Consider the following 16,260-nt stretch of genomic DNA (forward strand, 5'->3'; position numbering starts at 1 on the left):
CCCGCTTTTCAATTCCCCCCGCGCCTTCCGCGCTTTCGGGAGGACAAATATCGCAGGATTTTATTTCTTAACAAATCACAACCGCAACCTTTTTTAAATCCGGTAAGTAAGTGGTTGATTTTGAATCAGAAACTCTTGAAAAAAATTTTCCCCTCTCAAAAGCTAGTTTCAAGAGGGGAAATTTTGAATGGCTTTTATAATTACAACTTCTTCAAAACAATATTTCGCCAATAGACTTTTATACCTCCACCATCATGGATTTGGAGTAAAACACCTCCTTTTCCTTCGCCTATTTTGGGATCTGAGAAATTCACCATCTCTACACCATTCAAATAAGAGGTAACATTATCTCCTTTGACGACTATTCGCATTTTGTTCCATTCGCCAAATTTTAAAGCCTCATCTTTTTCCGGTTCTGGCTGAATTAACCAGCCTCTTCCATAAGATTCATAAATCCCACCCGTATTACTCCCGGGAGGCGCAACTTCCACCTGCCAGCCTGAAACCTTGGTTCCATCTACCGTAGATCGGATAAAAACTCCGCTATTTCCATTGGCCTCCTGCTTGAATTCTAATGTGATTTCAAAATTATCAAAATCTTCCTCGGTACCTAAATAGCCATACCCTTTATCAGGACCACTCTCAGAAACTAGGAGCCCATCTTCGACATACCACTTTTCTGTACCATAAATAACCCATCCATCTAGATTCTTTCCATTGAATAGTTTTTGCTTCTTCTGCGCAAAACTTGCGAATTGAATCGCTGCCAGAAGGATAGTAGTGATTAATAATTTCTTCATCGTGTTCTAATTTTAATATTCTTAAACCAAACAGGATCTCCGTGATCTTGTAGCGCAATCAATCCCTTCTTGGCAATTTTATAATCTGGAAAGTCATTCCACTTACCGGAATTCCTCTTGGAAGTCCAATCCTCTGAATACGGAACAAACTCCACCGTCTTCTTGCCATTCAACCAATAGGAAGCTCCCTCTTCTGTGAAAATGATGCGGGAAACATTCCATTCTCCAGCTGGCTTGACTATCCCTTCTCCTTCCAAATCAGGCTCATACATGGCATAATCGGCTGCCAATGACTGCCACTTCTTAAGCGGCTGGGCAAAACCAATCTGATCAATCACCTGATATTCCGGTCCAGTGTAATATGGAGCTTTATAATCCGGTCCCTCTACTACGTGATAAAATACCCCACTATTCCCTCCGGGAGAAATTTTCCATGTAAACTCCATCTCAAACTCCTCAAACTCCATGGGACCAAAAACAATATCGCCTCCAATGTCACTTCCGCCCGTAGCTCCAAGTCCTTTCATAGCCCCGTCTTCGATAATCCAATTTGATGGAGTCGTATCGCCATTGAAAGCTCTCCAGCCCTCCATGGACTCCCCATCAAACAAGAGCATCCATCCATCGGCACGCTCCTCGTCTGTTAAACTATTGTCAGGAATGACAATTTCTTCCTCGGTCACTACTTCTTCTTCTTTCTCCGAACTTGGTGCACATGACCAAGCCCCAACAAGAAAAAGTGCTCCTAGCAAATAACTTTTCTTCATAGTATGATTAATTATCTTTTTTGTTTCTACTCTAGAATTTGAACAGGAAAAGTTAATTGAATTTTTTAAAAAAGTCTCGCCTTGAAATTTAATATTTTATAAGTGGCATTTCCGATTAACTTTCTCGAAGCGAGTCAAAATAAGATTGACTTTTCAGTAATCTCGATCCATACCAAGAAAACATCTCTCCGTCTACAATCCTCACTTTGACCTTTGGTAATTCTTTTTCGAATTCTTGCAAATGCTTTGATTTGAAGGGAAAAGGCTCCGAACTCAAAAACAAAAAGTCAGGATTGAGTCTTTTCAATTCTTCCATGCTGATTTCTGGATATCGATCTTGATCAATGGCATTGATAAATCCAGCTTGCCCCAGCATTTCATGAATAAAAGTGCTTTTTCCCACTGCCATGATAGGACTGTTCCATATCAAATAAACCACCGTTCCAAGCTTTGGCAATTCATCTGCGAAGGAGTTTTCTAGTTTATCCACCAACACTTTGGCTTGAGTAGCTTTTCCGGTAATCTCTCCTAAAGCTGAAATCATTGCTAGTGCTTGACTCAAGTCACCCACATCACTAATCCAAACGGGATAATTCTCAGAAAGCTTCTCAATCCCCTCTTGATCATTTTCCTCCTTATTACCAATGATCAAATCAGGCTTCAATTCATCAATGACATCAAATCGGTAGTTTTTAGTCCCTCCTACAATGGTTTTCTCTTTTCGAAGGCTAGCTGGATGTACACAGAATTTGGTCACACCAACCAATTGATCCCTTAGCCCCAAATCCACCAAAAGTTCGGTTTGAGAGGGGACTAAGGACACAATTCGCTTGGGAGTTTTTGGAATTGAAACTTCCCTTCCCATTTGATCCTTGTACATCATTTTTTCACTTTTATGTTTGAGGTTCGGGGGAAAAGACTTTCAACTCTCCAATCAGCTAATATATCGGAAGTCAAATTTTGGATCAAAGTCCAAAAGAAACTCATACATCAATTGGATAACTTGCTCGATATCCTCCTTGCTTGCGGTCTCGACCGTCGTATGCATGTATTTAAGCGGGAGGGAAATCAGAGCCGACGGCACCCCCTCATTGGAATATGCAAATGCATCGGTATCCGTTCCGGTGACTCGTGAAGCTGCAGAACGCTGAAAAGGAATCTCTTTTTCTTTAGCAGTTTGAATAATGAGGTCCAAAAGCTTTTTGTGGACCGAAGCTCCATAGGTTAAAACAGGACCTTTTCCTGCCACCTGATCTCCACTGGTCACCTTATTATACATAGGCGAAGTTGTATCATGACAGACATCTGTGATAATAGCTGCATTGGGTTTGATTTTATGTGCAATCATTTGCGCGCCACGAAGTCCGATTTCTTCCTGGACAGCATTGACCACATACAATCCAAATGGCAGCTTTTTCCCAGACTCTTTTATTTTCCGAGCTACCTGAGCAATCATATAGCCTCCTATTCGATTGTCTAAGGCTCTTCCGGAATAGTATTTTTCATTCAGCTCAATTAATTCATCCCGGAATGTGATCACACAGCCGACATGGATTCCCATTTTTTCCACTTCCTCCTTGCTGCTTGCTCCCACATCGATGAAAATGTTATCCAATGTAGGTGCATCTTCTTTACCATCTTTCCTCACATGGATCGCTGGCCAACCGAAAACTCCCGGAATCATTCCTTTGTCTGTATGAATATTCACACGCATAGACGGTGCGATCATGTGATCAGAGCCACCATTTCGCCGCACATAGATGTAGCCGTCGTCTTTGATATAGTTGACAAACCAACTGATCTCATCAGCATGCGCTTCAATGACAAATTTGTAAGGTGCATCCTCATTGATCACACCGACGGCCGTACCGTAATTATCCGTAAAGTAGGAATCTACATAGGGCTTGATATAATCTAGCCAAATTTGCTGGCCAGATGCTTCAAATCCTGTTGGAGATGCATTGTTGAGGTATTTATAAAGAAAACTTTGTTCTGGACTCATATTTTTTTGTCAATTATTTAAAGCGGAATATTTCCGTGTTTTTTTCTTGGCAGCTTATCTACCTTATTTTCCAGCATTTTGAATGCCTTAATGAGCTCGATTCTGGTTTCAGATGGCATAATCACCTCATCAATAAAGCCTCTGTGAGCAGCACGATACGGATTGGCAAACTTGGCGGTGTATTCATCCACTTTTTCTTGAAGCTTAGCTTCGGGATCAGTAGATTCAGCAATTTCTTTTCTGAAAATAATCTCTGAAGCGCCTTTTGCTCCCATTACTGCGATCTCAGCGGTCGGCCAGGCAAAGTTCAAGTCCGCTCCGATATGCTTAGAATTCATTACATCATAAGCACCACCGTAAGCCTTTCGCGTAATGACGGTGATTCTTGGGACAGTCGCCTCCGAAAAGGCGTACAAAAGCTTTGCCCCATTGGTGATAATACCATTCCACTCTTGGTCCGTGCCCGGTAAGAAGCCCGGAACATCCACCAAAACAAGAAGCGGTACATTGAAGCTATCACAAAACCTTACAAATCGAGCGGCTTTGATAGAAGCTTGGTTATCCAAAACGCCTGCCATGGATTGAGGTTGATTTCCCACGATCCCTATGCTTCGACCGGCGATTCGCGCAAAGCCGACCACGATATTATCTGCATAGTTTTCATGAACCTCCAAGAAAGAATCAGAGTCTACAATTCCACTAACCACATCTCTAATATCATAAGGATGATTCGGGTTTTCAGGCACAATATCGTTTAGCTCTTTTCGAGTTTCGTCAGCCTTCTGCTCATAAGGATAGACTGGAGCTATTTCTTCGCAGTTTTGCGGAATGTAGCTCAGCAAAGACTTGATATGGCGAATACACTCTAATTCATTTTTGCAAGAAAAATGAGTCACGCCTGACTTGGTACTATGAGCCGATGCTCCACCAAGTTCCTCTGCCGTAACAGTCTCCTGAGTGACGGTCTTCACGACATTGGGTCCTGTGACAAACATGTAGGAAGTATTCTCAACCATCAGAATAAAGTCCGTGATAGCCGGAGAATAAACTGCCCCACCTGCGCATGGTCCCATAATCGCAGAAATCTGAGGGACTACTCCGGAAGCCAAGGTGTTTCGGTAAAAAATATCCGCATAGCCTCCCAGAGAATTCACACCTTCCTGAATCCGGGCTCCACCGGAATCATTTAGGCCGATGACTGGAGCTCCGTTTTTCATGGCCATATCCATGATTTTACAGATTTTCTCTGCGTGAGTTTCTGAAAGCGAACCTCCAAAAACCGTAAAGTCCTGGGAAAAGACATAAACTAAGCGTCCATTCACCTCCCCATAACCAGTGACAACGCCATCGCCGAGGTAATGCTCCTTATCCAAACCAAAGTCCTTGGCCCGGTGCATGACAAAGCGGTCAATCTCCTCAAAGGTCCCTTCATCCAATAGCAATTCGATGCGTTCCCGCGCGGTGAGTTTACCTTTTTTATGTTGAGAAGCAATTCGCGCTTCACCTCCTCCAAGCATCGCTTCCGCATTCTTTTTTTGAAGCAGTTCTATTTTTTCCTGATTTGATGGAGCGGTATAAATGGGTTTATTCTGTTTTTCCATAGGATTGGTTTTTGCAAAAGCCAAATATAGTAGGCTTTGGGTAGTAGGGAAAACATAATCAGACCAAAGGTGAGGAGAACGGATAAAGCAAGCGAAAAAAATTAATACAGAATTAAGAGAAGCTTAACGGATTGATTTTCCAATAACTTTCTATATTCGCCCATCCAAAAAATTTGGCAGTATGCGTACCCAGAAGGCAGCGGTGATAGACATGGGCACCAATACATTTCACTTGGTATTGGTAGAATTGATTCGAGATGGATTCAATGTCATCTATAAAGAAAAAGTACCGGTAAAACTCGGACAGGGAGGAATCAACCAAGATCAAATTGCTCCTGAGGCTCTCAAACGCGCATACCACACCCTTCAACATTTCAAAAACCTCATAGATGGAGAGCAAATCGACCGGATTTTTGCTTTTGCTACGAGTGCCGTACGAAATGCTAAAAACGGACAGGACTTTGTCCAAGAAGTAAAATCCCGAATCGGCATCGATATCAAAGTGATCAGCGGTGAAGAAGAAGCCTTGTTGATTTATGAAGGCATCAAGCTTTCGGGTTCATTGAATGGACAAACCGAACTCATGATGGATATTGGAGGAGGTTCAGTAGAATTCATCATCGGTACTTCTCAGGAGGTTTTTTGGAAAGGAAGCTTCGAAATCGGAGGACAGCGTCTCTTGGAACTTTTCCACCATCATGACCCTATTTTGACCCCTGAGATCCATCGCTTGCACGCATATCTCGAAGAAAAGCTTCAATCACTCCTTCAGGCTATTGAAACCTACCAGCCTACAAGCTTGGTGGGCGCTTCGGGTACCTTTGATACACTGACAGACATCTATTACGAGTCCATGCTTCAGTGCAAGCTCACTGGACAACATGCCTTTGAGCTTCCGGTCAGTGAATTTCACCGAATCTACCAACTCCTTCTCACCAAAAATCGAGAAGAACGCCTTCAAATCCCTGGAATGATCCCCATGCGGGTGGACATGATCGTGGTCGCATCCTCATTGATTGATTTTATTCTCAAGCATATCGCTGTCGAAAGCATCACCTGCTCTCACTATGCTCTCAAAGAAGGAGCAATCGCCACCGTTCTCAAAACTGAAGTAGAAACCAATTGATTTTTTCTGCTGGCAAAATGATCTCGTATCTTTGCCTGAAACAAAGCTTAGATCATGCACAACTTTTCCTACCAACAGCTTTTTGATTTCACAAAAAATATTCTACTGAAAATCGGATGTTCTGAACTCCATGCACAGCAAGGAGCGGAAGTCCTGCTTTCTGCAGATATGCGGGGAGTAGACAGCCATGGAGTGGCGAGACTTTCTGGCTATGTCCGACTTTGGGAAAAGGGACGCATCAACAGTAATCCAAATATTCGAATCACACACGAGACTCCCTCCACTGCTGTAGTAGATGGTGATGGGGGGCTAGGCCTCGTCGTCGCACCCTATGCCATGAATGTGGCGATCGAAAAAGCAGGCAAAGCCGGAACCGGCTGGGTGAGTGTCAAAAATTCCAATCACTACGGAATAGCTGGCTACCATGCCATGATGGCTTTGGATCATGATATGATTGGCATTTCGCTGACCAATGCCAGCCCGCTGGTTAGCCCTACTTTTTCGAAGGAAAGGCTCTTAGGAACCAATCCAATCTCAGTCGCCATTCCTGCAAAAGAAGAGCCTCCATTTGTGGCTGACATGGCGACTACCACCGCAGCAAACGGCAAGTTGGAAATCTTACAGCGCAAAGGCAATCCAGCACCGATGGGATGGGTTCAGGACAAAGAAGGAAACCCTACCACCTCATCCAATGGGGTAAAAGATGGAGGGGCATTGTTGCCATTGGGTGGAGATCGGGAGCATGGCTCACACAAAGGCTATGCTTTGGGATCCATCGTAGATATTTTCTCCGCAGTGCTTTCTGGGGCAAATTATGGCCCATGGGTACCTCCTTTTGTAGCGTTTTTGGAGCCAGACCCCAATCCCGTGGGTGAAGGAATTGGGCACTTCTTTGGAGCCATGCGAGTGGATGCTTTCCGACCAGCCGATGAATTCAAATCCCACATGGATAATTGGATCAAGCGATTCCGCGCTGCTGAAACCACGCCTGGAAATGAACGCGTGCTAATCCCCGGCGACCCTGAGCGTGAATTGGAAGCGATCCGGGCAAAAGAGGGAATCCCCCTTCTTGATCCTGTCGTAGAAGACTTGACGAGTTTGGGAGAAAAGTTTGGAATTCGACTGCTTTAAGAATCAAGATCATTTGGATCAAAAATCAAAGGAAAAAACTTCCCTTCCATTTTCTCACCTTTTCGGATCACAGGAACTCCTCCTAGCAAGGGTTCGTCGGTATTCGAAATCGTCCCATCAGCAAAGACATTCAACACAAAGGCTTTTCGGGATCTGTCTGAATAATTGGCAAAACTGCCATGCACCAAGAGGGGATGATGAAAAGCTGCATATCCCGCTTTCAGGGGAATTGCCATGGGTTTGAAATTCGCCTTTTGCTCCTCAGTCATCATTTGCATTAAGCCATCCATTTCCCCTGCCAGTGCAGGTTTTTCTAAAAGTCCCCATCGATGTGAACCGGGCACGTATTGGAGACAGCCGTTTTCTTCCGTGGCATCATCCAAGCCACACCAGCAAGTCAAGTGCTGCATCTCGATCGTCCGGGTCCAGTAGCTGTAATCCTGATGCCAGGCGACATTCCCTCCATGATGGGCAGGCTTGCAAAAAAGCTGATCATGCCAAAAACGGACCGCTCGATCCCCCAGCAATTGGGAAGCGACCATGCGAAAAGCTGGGTTCCAGATCACATCGTGAAAAGCCTCAGCGATTCGCCAATGCCCCAAGGAGTGGAAAAGAACCTTATTCGGATCCCCGGATTCATTGCTGTGAAATTCATGAAACAGATGATGAAGCGGATGCTTGGGATCCATGACCTCGTCCAGCGCTTTTTTTAGGGTTTCAATTTGTTTTTCATCCAAAAGCTTGATCCCTGCTAAATATCCATTCTCCTCAAAAAACTGAATCTGCTCCGGACTGAGGCGGTATTGATCCCAATCGGAGGAAGATTTGGGTTCAGGAAAAAGGTTGGTCAGTGGATGATGAAAATCGGCGAGGTCTTGCATGAAATCACTTTTAAAAAGGATGGAAGTTAAAAAATCTAGGCCTAATTTCAAATACCTTTTGTTTTACCTCAGCTTTCCAATTTTTGAAGTCTCTCCAGCAATGGCGGATGTGAATAATTCACAAACACATACCAAGGGTGTGGATTGATATTGCTGAGGGTTTTGACCGAAAGGGTTTTAAGCGCCTCAGCCAATGGCTTGCCTGCAAAAGTATCCTTTGCAAAAGCATCTGCCTCAAACTCATGCTTTCTGCTCAGCCAGTTCATTCCCATCCCAATAATCATAGAAATCGGAGAAAACAGCATGGTAAAGCCAATAATATTCAATTGGGCCGACCAAGCTTCGCCTCCCAAGGCAAGACTCATCGTCTCACTGAAAATAAATTGGGAAAGCAGGAAAAGAAGCAAACCAATCTGAAGCACCGAGCTGATCATCCCCAAAACAATGTGTCTCTTTTTATAATGTCCGACTTCATGCGCCAAAACGGCCACCAATTCATCGGGCGGATGTTGCTCCAAGAGCGTATCGTAGAGCACCACTTTCTTTCGCTTTCCAAAGCCTGAGAAAAAAGCATTCGCCTTTGCAGAGCGTTTGCTCCCATCCATGACAAGGATGTTGTCTAAAGGAAAACCTACCGACCTAGCGTACTGAATAATTCGATGTTTGAGCTCACCATCTTCTAGCGGTGTGAGTTTGTTGAAAAGCGGCAGAATCCATGCGGTATAGAAAAGATTGACTACCACCATAAACACCGCTGCGATGATCCAGAATATCCACCAAAAGTGAGGTCCCATCTGATGAATCAGCCAAAGAAAAACTAGCAATAAGCCTCCACCGACTAGAATACTCAGCAAATAGCCTTTCAATTTATCTGTGAAGAAGGTTTGGACTGTAGTTTTGTTGAATCCGAACTTCTCTTCGATTACAAAAGTCCCATAATAATCGAAAGGAAGACTGATGACATCCGACCCGATAAAAATCAGGGCGAAAAACAATACAGATTGGATCAGGGGATTGGGAATGAAGGACCCTATCCACATGTCAATGGCCCCAAACCAGCCATTCCATATAAAAAGAAAAGTCAAGATGAAGGAAAACAAGCCAGAAAAAAGCCCAAATCGAAAATACTCCCGCTGATATGCTTTTGACTCTTCTAACTTCTTAGCATCAAGATATTCGGTCAATGTGAGTGGAACCTGAGGAACTGGCTGCTTCACATTCAGATAGCTTAGCAGCTTTTCCACCAAGACACCAAAAATCAGCACCCCCAATAAGAGGTATTTCAAAGACTCCGGACTCATGCAATTCGATTAAAACTTAGGACAAGGCAAAATGGTATCCCGTCGGGAAGGCTTGCCTTGATAACTGTTTGGTAGGGTCCAAGAAACACTCAACTCATGTGCGCCTCCGGATTGAATTCCTAATTGGGAAACGGTATAGTCAAAGCTATAACCGATATTTAACCCACTGAGCAAATTCACACCAACCATCATGACAACTGCATCGCGGTTGCTTTGGTTATTTACCGGTTTATATGGCAAGCCTCTATACCATAATCCGAATACGATTGGTTCTACATAAAAATAGGCTCCTACATCCAATTGCTCAAAAGGTCCTTGTCGCTTATAGTTGAAAGTTGGGGTCAGATAGCGCTGCTTACGCATGTGGGTAAAGTCCCCGCGCATACTTCCCTCACCGAGTGAAATCCGATAACCGCCGTGCAAGGAGAACTTGGCAGGAAGCGGACTTACCCCATCGATAAATGACTGATTGGGCTGATTCACGTGGTGAGCAGCTAGACCTAACCAAAAGTTTTCTGTAAAAAACAATCCTCCTACACCTAGGGAAAGCATATTTACCGGATCTCCCAAGCCAGGAATATCATTTCCCGGAAGCAAAGGCCCGAAAGGGTCGTTTGGATTGATTTCATTGGCAAAAACCAAATTTTCAAAAAAACCGATTTGTCTTCGAATGTAGGTTGCCTGAAAGCCAGGTCTGAAATAGGAGTTTTCTCCCAACTTCAATTCATAAGACACTAATCCTGAAATAGAGGTGGATCGTAATTTCGCTGCTCCTTCGGTATCCTGCATGACATGAACTCCTACCCCTACATTTTGATTTGGTAGATAGGTATCATAGAAAGCCGAGAAAGTGGTAAACTGCGCATCAATGCTTGGCCATTGGTTTCGATAGTTAAAACCTACCCGCCCAGTCAGCTCTCCACCTGCCATGGCAGGATTGAGATATAGGGGTGCGGCATAGTATTGGCTGTACTGTGGATCTTGCGCCAAAGCACTCGTCCAAGCCAAAAGCCCTAAAAAACCAAAAAAAACACGTAGCAAAGAAGACCGTAACAAGGATTTGTTCGTTTATTTGAATATTCAGTCCGCTACTAAAACGTTTCTTGCTGTCGCTTGTTTTAGATAGCAGTTGGAAAAATATGAAAAGCAAACCGCATTCCATACATATCGCGCTTTTTTTAACCTTGATTAGCTGTCTGGGGCTTGTTCAGTCAAGTTCTGCGCAGGGATTCAACGACAATGAATGGATTTTTGGGTATTGCGGTCCAAATTCGGAAAACAGCTATTTATCCTTCGGTAAGGGCACAAGCCCAAGCGTTCAGACTTTACCAGGATCAGTGATCGTAGATCGCTTTAGCAATGCCCTTGCCATAGACCCCATCACAGGTCAACCGCTTTTTTATTCCAATGGATCAATCGTTTACGATTTTAGCGGTTCTCCGATTCAAGGGCAGGTTGGAAATTTAAACGGCCCCATAGACACTCGACAGCAAGTTGCCACAGGTTTTTTGAATTATGATCCAAACGGGGACAAGCTGTTTTACCTATTTTATGTTTCCCCTGCCGGGCAATTGCTCTACACGCTGATAGACATGAATGCTCCAGGTCAGGCTACTGGAAATGAGCGCCCGCTTGGAGAAATCACAGAACAAGATCAAGTAATTGGAAATGCTCAAGGGGCTATTTTGGTGGTCAAAACTCCGGCTTCCCCTTCCTACTTGATCAGCTTTGATGGAGGAAGTCTAATCGCTCGAAGGCTGGAAAATACTGCAGGAGATTTCACCCAAACCGATACGGAAGCCATACCCTTTACTCCAAAAGCCATCGTGTTTGATGCGGATCGAGAGCAATTAATTCTGATACCTGAAAATCCGGGGGATGATATTTTGGTTTTGGACTTCAACACCGGAAGCGGGAATTTTGGTACACCTGAGCCTATCAGCGAAAGTGGGGGCACTGACTCAATAGAAGGTGCGACTTTTTCGCCTGATGGAGAATTTATCTATTTCTCTCGAGGCAGCCAGCTTTTCAGAATTCCAACTTCAGACCTTTCAGCTAGCCCGGAGGAAATTCCTTTGGATCCACAACCAAATTCGGTTTATGATTTGAAAGTTGGGCCTGATGGAGAATTATACTTTCTCTACGAAGAAGCGGACGGCGGACCTCAGTTTATGGGGAAAATTGAAAATCCAGATGAGACAGATTTGACTGCCTTGACTATAGAAATGGATCCCTTCGCTGGAACCGATTTCTGCGGTACAATTTTCCCGGTTTTTGGGCCGAATGCAGATATTAGTCCAACTGTAGATTTCACCTGGACACCAGATGAGCCTTGTGCCAATAATCCAGTCCAACTAACCAGCGAAATACTTCCTGAAAACTACCAACCCATTTCTTTCAATTGGGAGTTTGATCCGCCTTTGACGGATTCAATCGGAAATCCACTTCCGGGCGAATACACTGAGGAACATTTCCTGATTCCGGCAGACGCCACTCAAGAGCAGTCCATCACGGTAACTTTGACGGTGACTTTTGCGGATGGACAGACTGTTCCGGTAACCAAAAGCATAACGCTGACCGAGAATAATCTGGAGGCGAACTTCACTCCATCAGACACTACCATTTGCGAAGGTCAGTGTGTGGATATCGGTGCGCTACTCGAGGCTCAGAGTACAGAAGGGCAACAAGGCGGTGAAGCACCTCCTGGCGGAGGAGGTGACAATTATGAATACTTCTGGTCCAACTTCAAGGAAGAGGGCTGGACCTCAAGACAAGAGAATGAAGTCTGCCTACCCGGTACTTATTGGGTGCTGGTACGCGAGCCTGGCTCCAGCTGCTATGCATATGCTGAAATCGATGTAAAAGTCTGGGATCTTCAGGATCAAAGCAATGGAATTTGGTATTTTGGAGATGGTGCGGGACTGAATTTTAATCCCGACCCCGATGACCCCAATGCGCCGACACCAAGACCCATCGAATCTCCCCATCCAAGAAGTATTCCTGCTGGTACTACTACCATTACTGACTCTAGTGGAGAAGTGCTTTTCTTCACAGACGGTGAATCCGTTTGGGATTTAAATGGTGATTTGATGGAAAATGGAGACAATATTGGTGGAGACAATACTTCTTCGCAATCAGTCATTGCCGTAGCCGTTCCCCAGGAACCTACGCTATACTATCTTTTTACCACTCAAGCGAGTGCAAATGGAAGCAATGAGGTCAAATTCTCTTTGATCGATATCAAAGCCGAAAACCCTTCCGGTGTTGGCAATGTAGTCACCAAAGATAATTTCCTATTCAGTCCCTCTACAGAGCAATCTGCCGCACTTGTAAATGGCGATACCACTTGGGTACTATTCCATGAATTGGGAAACAATACATTCCGGGCATACCCAGTTTCTTCTGAAGGCATTGGCCAGCCAGTCTTCAGTTCGGTAGGAAGTAATCATGGTTTCAATTCAGGAGTCGGCGCGATGAAATTCAGTCCAGATGGAGACAAAGTTGCTGTGACTATTTCGGAAGGAGGCTGTAATCGATTAGAAATATTTGATTTTGATGCAGATACCGGAGAGCTGACGGAATACGCCTTACTTGATTTGGGATGCGACGGAGAAGTTTATGGATTGGAGTTTTCCGATAGCGGTGAAAAAGTCTTTGTCTCCTATCGAAATGGAGGTCCGGGTGTAGAAGAATTTACCATCAAGCCGGTAGAAAATGATGATTCAGATGCACCTACTTGTCCGACTTGCTTTGGAAATGCGACTACTCGACCACAAATAGAAGCTTGTGTGCTATCTACGAGAAATCAAATTTCGGGAACATCCGGATTAGATTTAGGAGCCTTGCAAATTGGGCCTGATGGAAATGTGTATCTAGCTGTTGTAGGCTCTAATCAAATCGGTCAAATATTAGTTGGGGCAGGTTGTAATTCGACAAGTACTTTCAATCAGGATTCGGTAGAGCCTATGCCTGGCACTACCAATCTCGGGCTCCCTTCTTTTGCCCAACTAGGAGGTAGTTCTATCCCTGAGCCAGCCCTTGCAGGTCCGGCCCGATTGTGCTTGGACCCTGATGAGGGAGCTACAGCTACGCTTGAAGGAGGTGGGGAACCAGATATTGATTCCTATTTCTGGACCATTACCCGAGATGATGGCACGGTGATTTTGGAAAATTTTGGAGGACCGGGTGATCAATTTCAAACACTCGATCAAGTATTTACGGAACCGGGACTTTACACAGTCAATTTGAATGTTACCCGTTGCGCCACGCCGGATTATTATGATGCCAGCCTAGAGATTCAAGTAGACGCTCCTCCAACTCTGACACTTGAAGCCGATGCTACACTTTGCTCTGGCAATCCGGTGACTCTGACAGCCATCGATGGCTATGATCCTACAGAAGGTATTTATGACTTCCTTTGGACAAATGCAGCTGGTCAAGTTTTCGGCGATGAAAACTCGAATAGTATTACAGTTGATGAAGAAAGTATTTATACCGTTGAAGTCTCATTCCGAGTACCGGATGGATTGACAACAGAAGAGGCGGCACTTTTTGAAACTTGTCCAGCAACAGCCGAAGTATTTGTAGGACCGGCATTCGAGTTTGACATCAATCAGGATGCTCAAGAAGTCTGCTATGAAGATGCCGTGGTCACTTTTGCACCTGACACCCCAGTCACGGGCGAATGGTACTATGAACAGGATCAAAATGGCACTCCCGTATTAATAGGCGAGTTTTTTGAATTGGCCTTAGACATCAGTACGCTACCAGGCGCTGGAAATTATGAAATTATTTTCATCACTCAGGATCCGATACTGGATGGCTGTACTGTTGAAAAGCGTGTTGATTTAATCGTCAATGAGCTTCCGCTCTTTGCTGCAGTCCAAACCAACCCGGCTACTGACTGTGCCACCGCTGATGGAGGATTTGAAATCAGCATGCAGGCCGATGCAGAAATTGTCTTGATTCAAGAGACTGGAGAAACATTTACCAATGTACTTTCAGGAGATGTATTTCCAATTCCAAATCTCCTCCCTGGGATTTATACGATCGAAGCAGAAAATCAATTTGGCTGTATTTACATCGCTACGGTGACTGTTGAGAATAGTAATCCTCCTGTTGGCTATGAATTTACTGTCACCTCCTCAGATGAGACTTGCGGACCTAATGGAGTAGAAGACGGTACAATCAGCATCAACTTTACCAATGGAACACCTGCAGGCGGAACATATGTTATCACAAGGCAAGGTGATGGCCTGGAGTTTACCGGCACCATTGATCAAGCGACAATCAACATCGATGTACCTAATGGTGAGTATGCGGTAGAAGTTTTAGACCCCACCAATTGTAGCATTCCGGATGATCAATTGTATCCTGTCGCAGAGCGATTTGCGGTAGAGTTTTCAGTGCCCACCAATTTTACCGCTTGTGAGGAATTTACCTTCGCACCTGAGCCATCAGGAAATTTAAATTTCACCCTTTTTGAACCATCTGGAGCTACTACCCTTCCAGATGCAGATGGAAATTTCACCATCACCCAAACTGGAACTTATACCATTCGAGGCGAAGATCCTACAGGAACTGACTGTCCTAGAGAGATTCAGATTGATGCAACCATTACAGCCCCTATTGATTTTGAAGTCAGCTCACCGATCATCGATTGTCAATCTGGTGTGATCTATGAGGCCATTCTAAACAATGCCAATCCAGGCGATGTGATCTTTCTTTGGAAAGACGATTTGGGAACTATCGTAGGAAGACAACAGCGATTTACTCCACCAAATGCTGGCGATTATTTCTTAGAGGTACAGCCTATCTCAGGATCCCAATGCCCACCCAATCAAGTGGCATTTACGGCGATTGTATTAGAAGAAGATGTGGATGTGGAACTCGATGTAACTCCTTTCTGTGGTGACCTAGAAACCACAAATTTGGTAGTACTCGCTGATTTGACCAATGTGGCTAATATAGAGTGGTATCGAGTACAGGGAGGAACGCGCACACGAATTCCAGAATTTGACGATGCTCCTGTAATCGAAGTGAGTCAGGAAGGCACTTATGAGGTATTACTAAGAAGTGCTGCAGGCTGTGATATCGGAAGAGCTAGCGGAATTGTTGTTCGGTCTACGATTATTCCACCTATAGTTCCATCAGGTTTCACGATTTGTGCGGCAGAAGGGGTTACGACTAGCATTAACCCGGGAGATTATGACAATTACTCATGGAATTTGAACGGAGAAGAAGTATCCACAGAGGCTATCTTCACTCCAACCCTACCGGGAATTTACGAGTTGCGTGTTTCGGATAATTTAGGCTGTGAATATGTAGAAACTTTTGAAGTATTTGAGGATTGTGCCCTCAAGGTGAGTTTCCCGACAGGAGTAGTATTAAATGACCCCAGTCGAAATTTCGTTGTCTATGCCAATGAATTTATTGATGAGGCAGAGGTATTTGTCTTTAATCGATGGGGAGAATTGATTTTCTATTGTGAGCATGAAAATCTAGAGCCTGCTCAAGCCTTCTGCCCTTGGGACGGAACAGCCAATGGAGAATTGGTGCCAAACGGAACATATGCAGTCGTAGTTAAGTTTACTAGTAGAGATCAAAACAAAACAGAACAAATTACACGAGCCATTACGATTATTCAATAAT

At 44.4% G+C, this 16,260-nt stretch carries 11 protein-coding genes; 3 read left to right on the forward strand and 8 right to left on the reverse strand.

From position 1 onward, the window contains the following. Positions 1-200 precede the first annotated feature (200 nt). The 5 genes from G457_RS0113560 to G457_RS0113580 all read right to left on the reverse strand — a co-directional run bounded on the left by G457_RS0113560 (position 201) and on the right by G457_RS0113580 (position 5,170). A complete protein-coding gene (locus G457_RS0113560; RefSeq protein WP_026946960.1) occupies positions 201-800 on the reverse strand; it encodes a 3-keto-disaccharide hydrolase in 600 nt (199 codons plus the stop codon). Continuing rightward, a complete protein-coding gene (locus G457_RS0113565; protein WP_026946961.1) occupies positions 797-1,567 on the reverse strand; it encodes a 3-keto-disaccharide hydrolase in 771 nt (256 codons plus the stop codon). The genes G457_RS0113560 and G457_RS0113565 overlap by 4 nt, the downstream gene beginning before the upstream one ends. Before the next feature lie 115 nt (positions 1,568-1,682). Then, complete coding sequence (locus tag G457_RS0113570) at positions 1,683-2,450, reverse strand: ABC transporter substrate-binding protein (RefSeq protein ID WP_026946962.1); 768 nt, start codon at positions 2,448-2,450, stop codon at positions 1,683-1,685. 51 nt (positions 2,451-2,501) lie between these two features. Then, on the reverse strand, positions 2,502-3,569 hold the full coding sequence (locus tag G457_RS0113575) for a M42 family metallopeptidase (protein ID WP_026946963.1): 1,068 nt from the start codon (positions 3,567-3,569) through the stop codon (positions 2,502-2,504). 17 nt (positions 3,570-3,586) lie between these two features. Continuing rightward, the gene (locus tag G457_RS0113580) at positions 3,587-5,170 is read right to left on the reverse strand and encodes an acyl-CoA carboxylase subunit beta (RefSeq protein WP_026946964.1); all 1,584 of its coding nucleotides are present in this window, start codon (positions 5,168-5,170) and stop codon (positions 3,587-3,589) included. 181 nt (positions 5,171-5,351) lie between these two features. On the opposite strand from G457_RS0113580, the gene G457_RS0113585 reads away from it, so the two are divergent. Further along, positions 5,352-6,296: a Ppx/GppA phosphatase family protein gene (locus G457_RS0113585; RefSeq protein WP_026946965.1), complete on the forward strand. Its 945-nt coding sequence runs from the start codon at positions 5,352-5,354 to the stop codon at positions 6,294-6,296. A gap of 54 nt (positions 6,297-6,350) precedes the next feature. Next, complete coding sequence (locus G457_RS0113590; protein WP_026946966.1) at positions 6,351-7,427, forward strand: Ldh family oxidoreductase; 1,077 nt, start codon at positions 6,351-6,353, stop codon at positions 7,425-7,427. Here G457_RS0113590 and G457_RS0113595 read toward each other — a convergent pair. The 3 genes from G457_RS0113595 to G457_RS0113605 all read right to left on the reverse strand — a co-directional run bounded on the left by G457_RS0113595 (position 7,424) and on the right by G457_RS0113605 (position 10,665). Then, positions 7,424-8,308, reverse strand: coding sequence for a phytanoyl-CoA dioxygenase family protein (locus G457_RS0113595; RefSeq protein ID WP_026946967.1), 885 nt, complete (start codon positions 8,306-8,308; stop codon positions 7,424-7,426). The two genes, G457_RS0113590 and G457_RS0113595, sit on opposite strands and share 4 nt — an antisense overlap. 68 nt (positions 8,309-8,376) lie before the next feature. Further along, positions 8,377-9,609 carry a M48 family metallopeptidase gene (locus tag G457_RS0113600; protein ID WP_026946968.1) on the reverse strand — a complete coding sequence of 411 codons (1,233 nt, stop codon included), beginning with the start codon at positions 9,607-9,609 and terminating at the stop codon, positions 8,377-8,379. A 9-nt stretch (positions 9,610-9,618) separates the two neighbouring features. Further along, on the reverse strand, positions 9,619-10,665 hold the full coding sequence (locus G457_RS0113605) for a PorP/SprF family type IX secretion system membrane protein (RefSeq protein ID WP_026946969.1): 1,047 nt from the start codon (positions 10,663-10,665) through the stop codon (positions 9,619-9,621). 83 nt (positions 10,666-10,748) lie between these two features. Between G457_RS0113605 and G457_RS0113610 the strand changes: the two genes are divergently transcribed. After that, complete coding sequence (locus tag G457_RS0113610) at positions 10,749-16,259, forward strand: T9SS type B sorting domain-containing protein (protein WP_026946970.1); 5,511 nt, start codon at positions 10,749-10,751, stop codon at positions 16,257-16,259. Position 16,260 lies beyond the last annotated feature (1 nt).

The sequence above is a fragment of the Algoriphagus marincola DSM 16067 genome (assembly GCF_000429405.1).
In the GTDB taxonomy this organism is placed as follows: domain Bacteria; phylum Bacteroidota; class Bacteroidia; order Cytophagales; family Cyclobacteriaceae; genus Algoriphagus; species Algoriphagus marincola.

Excerpts from the sequence above, each read along its gene's own strand:
- G457_RS0113560 (WP_026946960.1), bottom strand. The coding sequence starts at position 800 with ATGAAGAAATTATTAATCACTACTATCCTTCTGGCAGCGATTCAATTC.
- G457_RS0113565 (WP_026946961.1), bottom strand. The coding sequence starts at position 1,567 with ATGAAGAAAAGTTATTTGCTAGGAGCACTTTTTCTTGTTGGGGCTTGG.
- G457_RS0113570 (WP_026946962.1), bottom strand. The coding sequence starts at position 2,450 with ATGATGTACAAGGATCAAATGGGAAGGGAAGTTTCAATTCCAAAAACT.
- G457_RS0113575 (WP_026946963.1), bottom strand. The coding sequence starts at position 3,569 with ATGAGTCCAGAACAAAGTTTTCTTTATAAATACCTCAACAATGCATCT.
- G457_RS0113580 (WP_026946964.1), bottom strand. The coding sequence starts at position 5,170 with ATGGAAAAACAGAATAAACCCATTTATACCGCTCCATCAAATCAGGAA.
- G457_RS0113585 (WP_026946965.1), top strand. The coding sequence starts at position 5,352 with ATGCGTACCCAGAAGGCAGCGGTGATAGACATGGGCACCAATACATTT.
- G457_RS0113590 (WP_026946966.1), top strand. The coding sequence starts at position 6,351 with ATGCACAACTTTTCCTACCAACAGCTTTTTGATTTCACAAAAAATATT.
- G457_RS0113595 (WP_026946967.1), bottom strand. The coding sequence starts at position 8,308 with ATGCAAGACCTCGCCGATTTTCATCATCCACTGACCAACCTTTTTCCT.
- G457_RS0113600 (WP_026946968.1), bottom strand. The coding sequence starts at position 9,609 with ATGAGTCCGGAGTCTTTGAAATACCTCTTATTGGGGGTGCTGATTTTT.
- G457_RS0113610 (WP_026946970.1), top strand. The coding sequence starts at position 10,749 with ATGAAAAGCAAACCGCATTCCATACATATCGCGCTTTTTTTAACCTTG.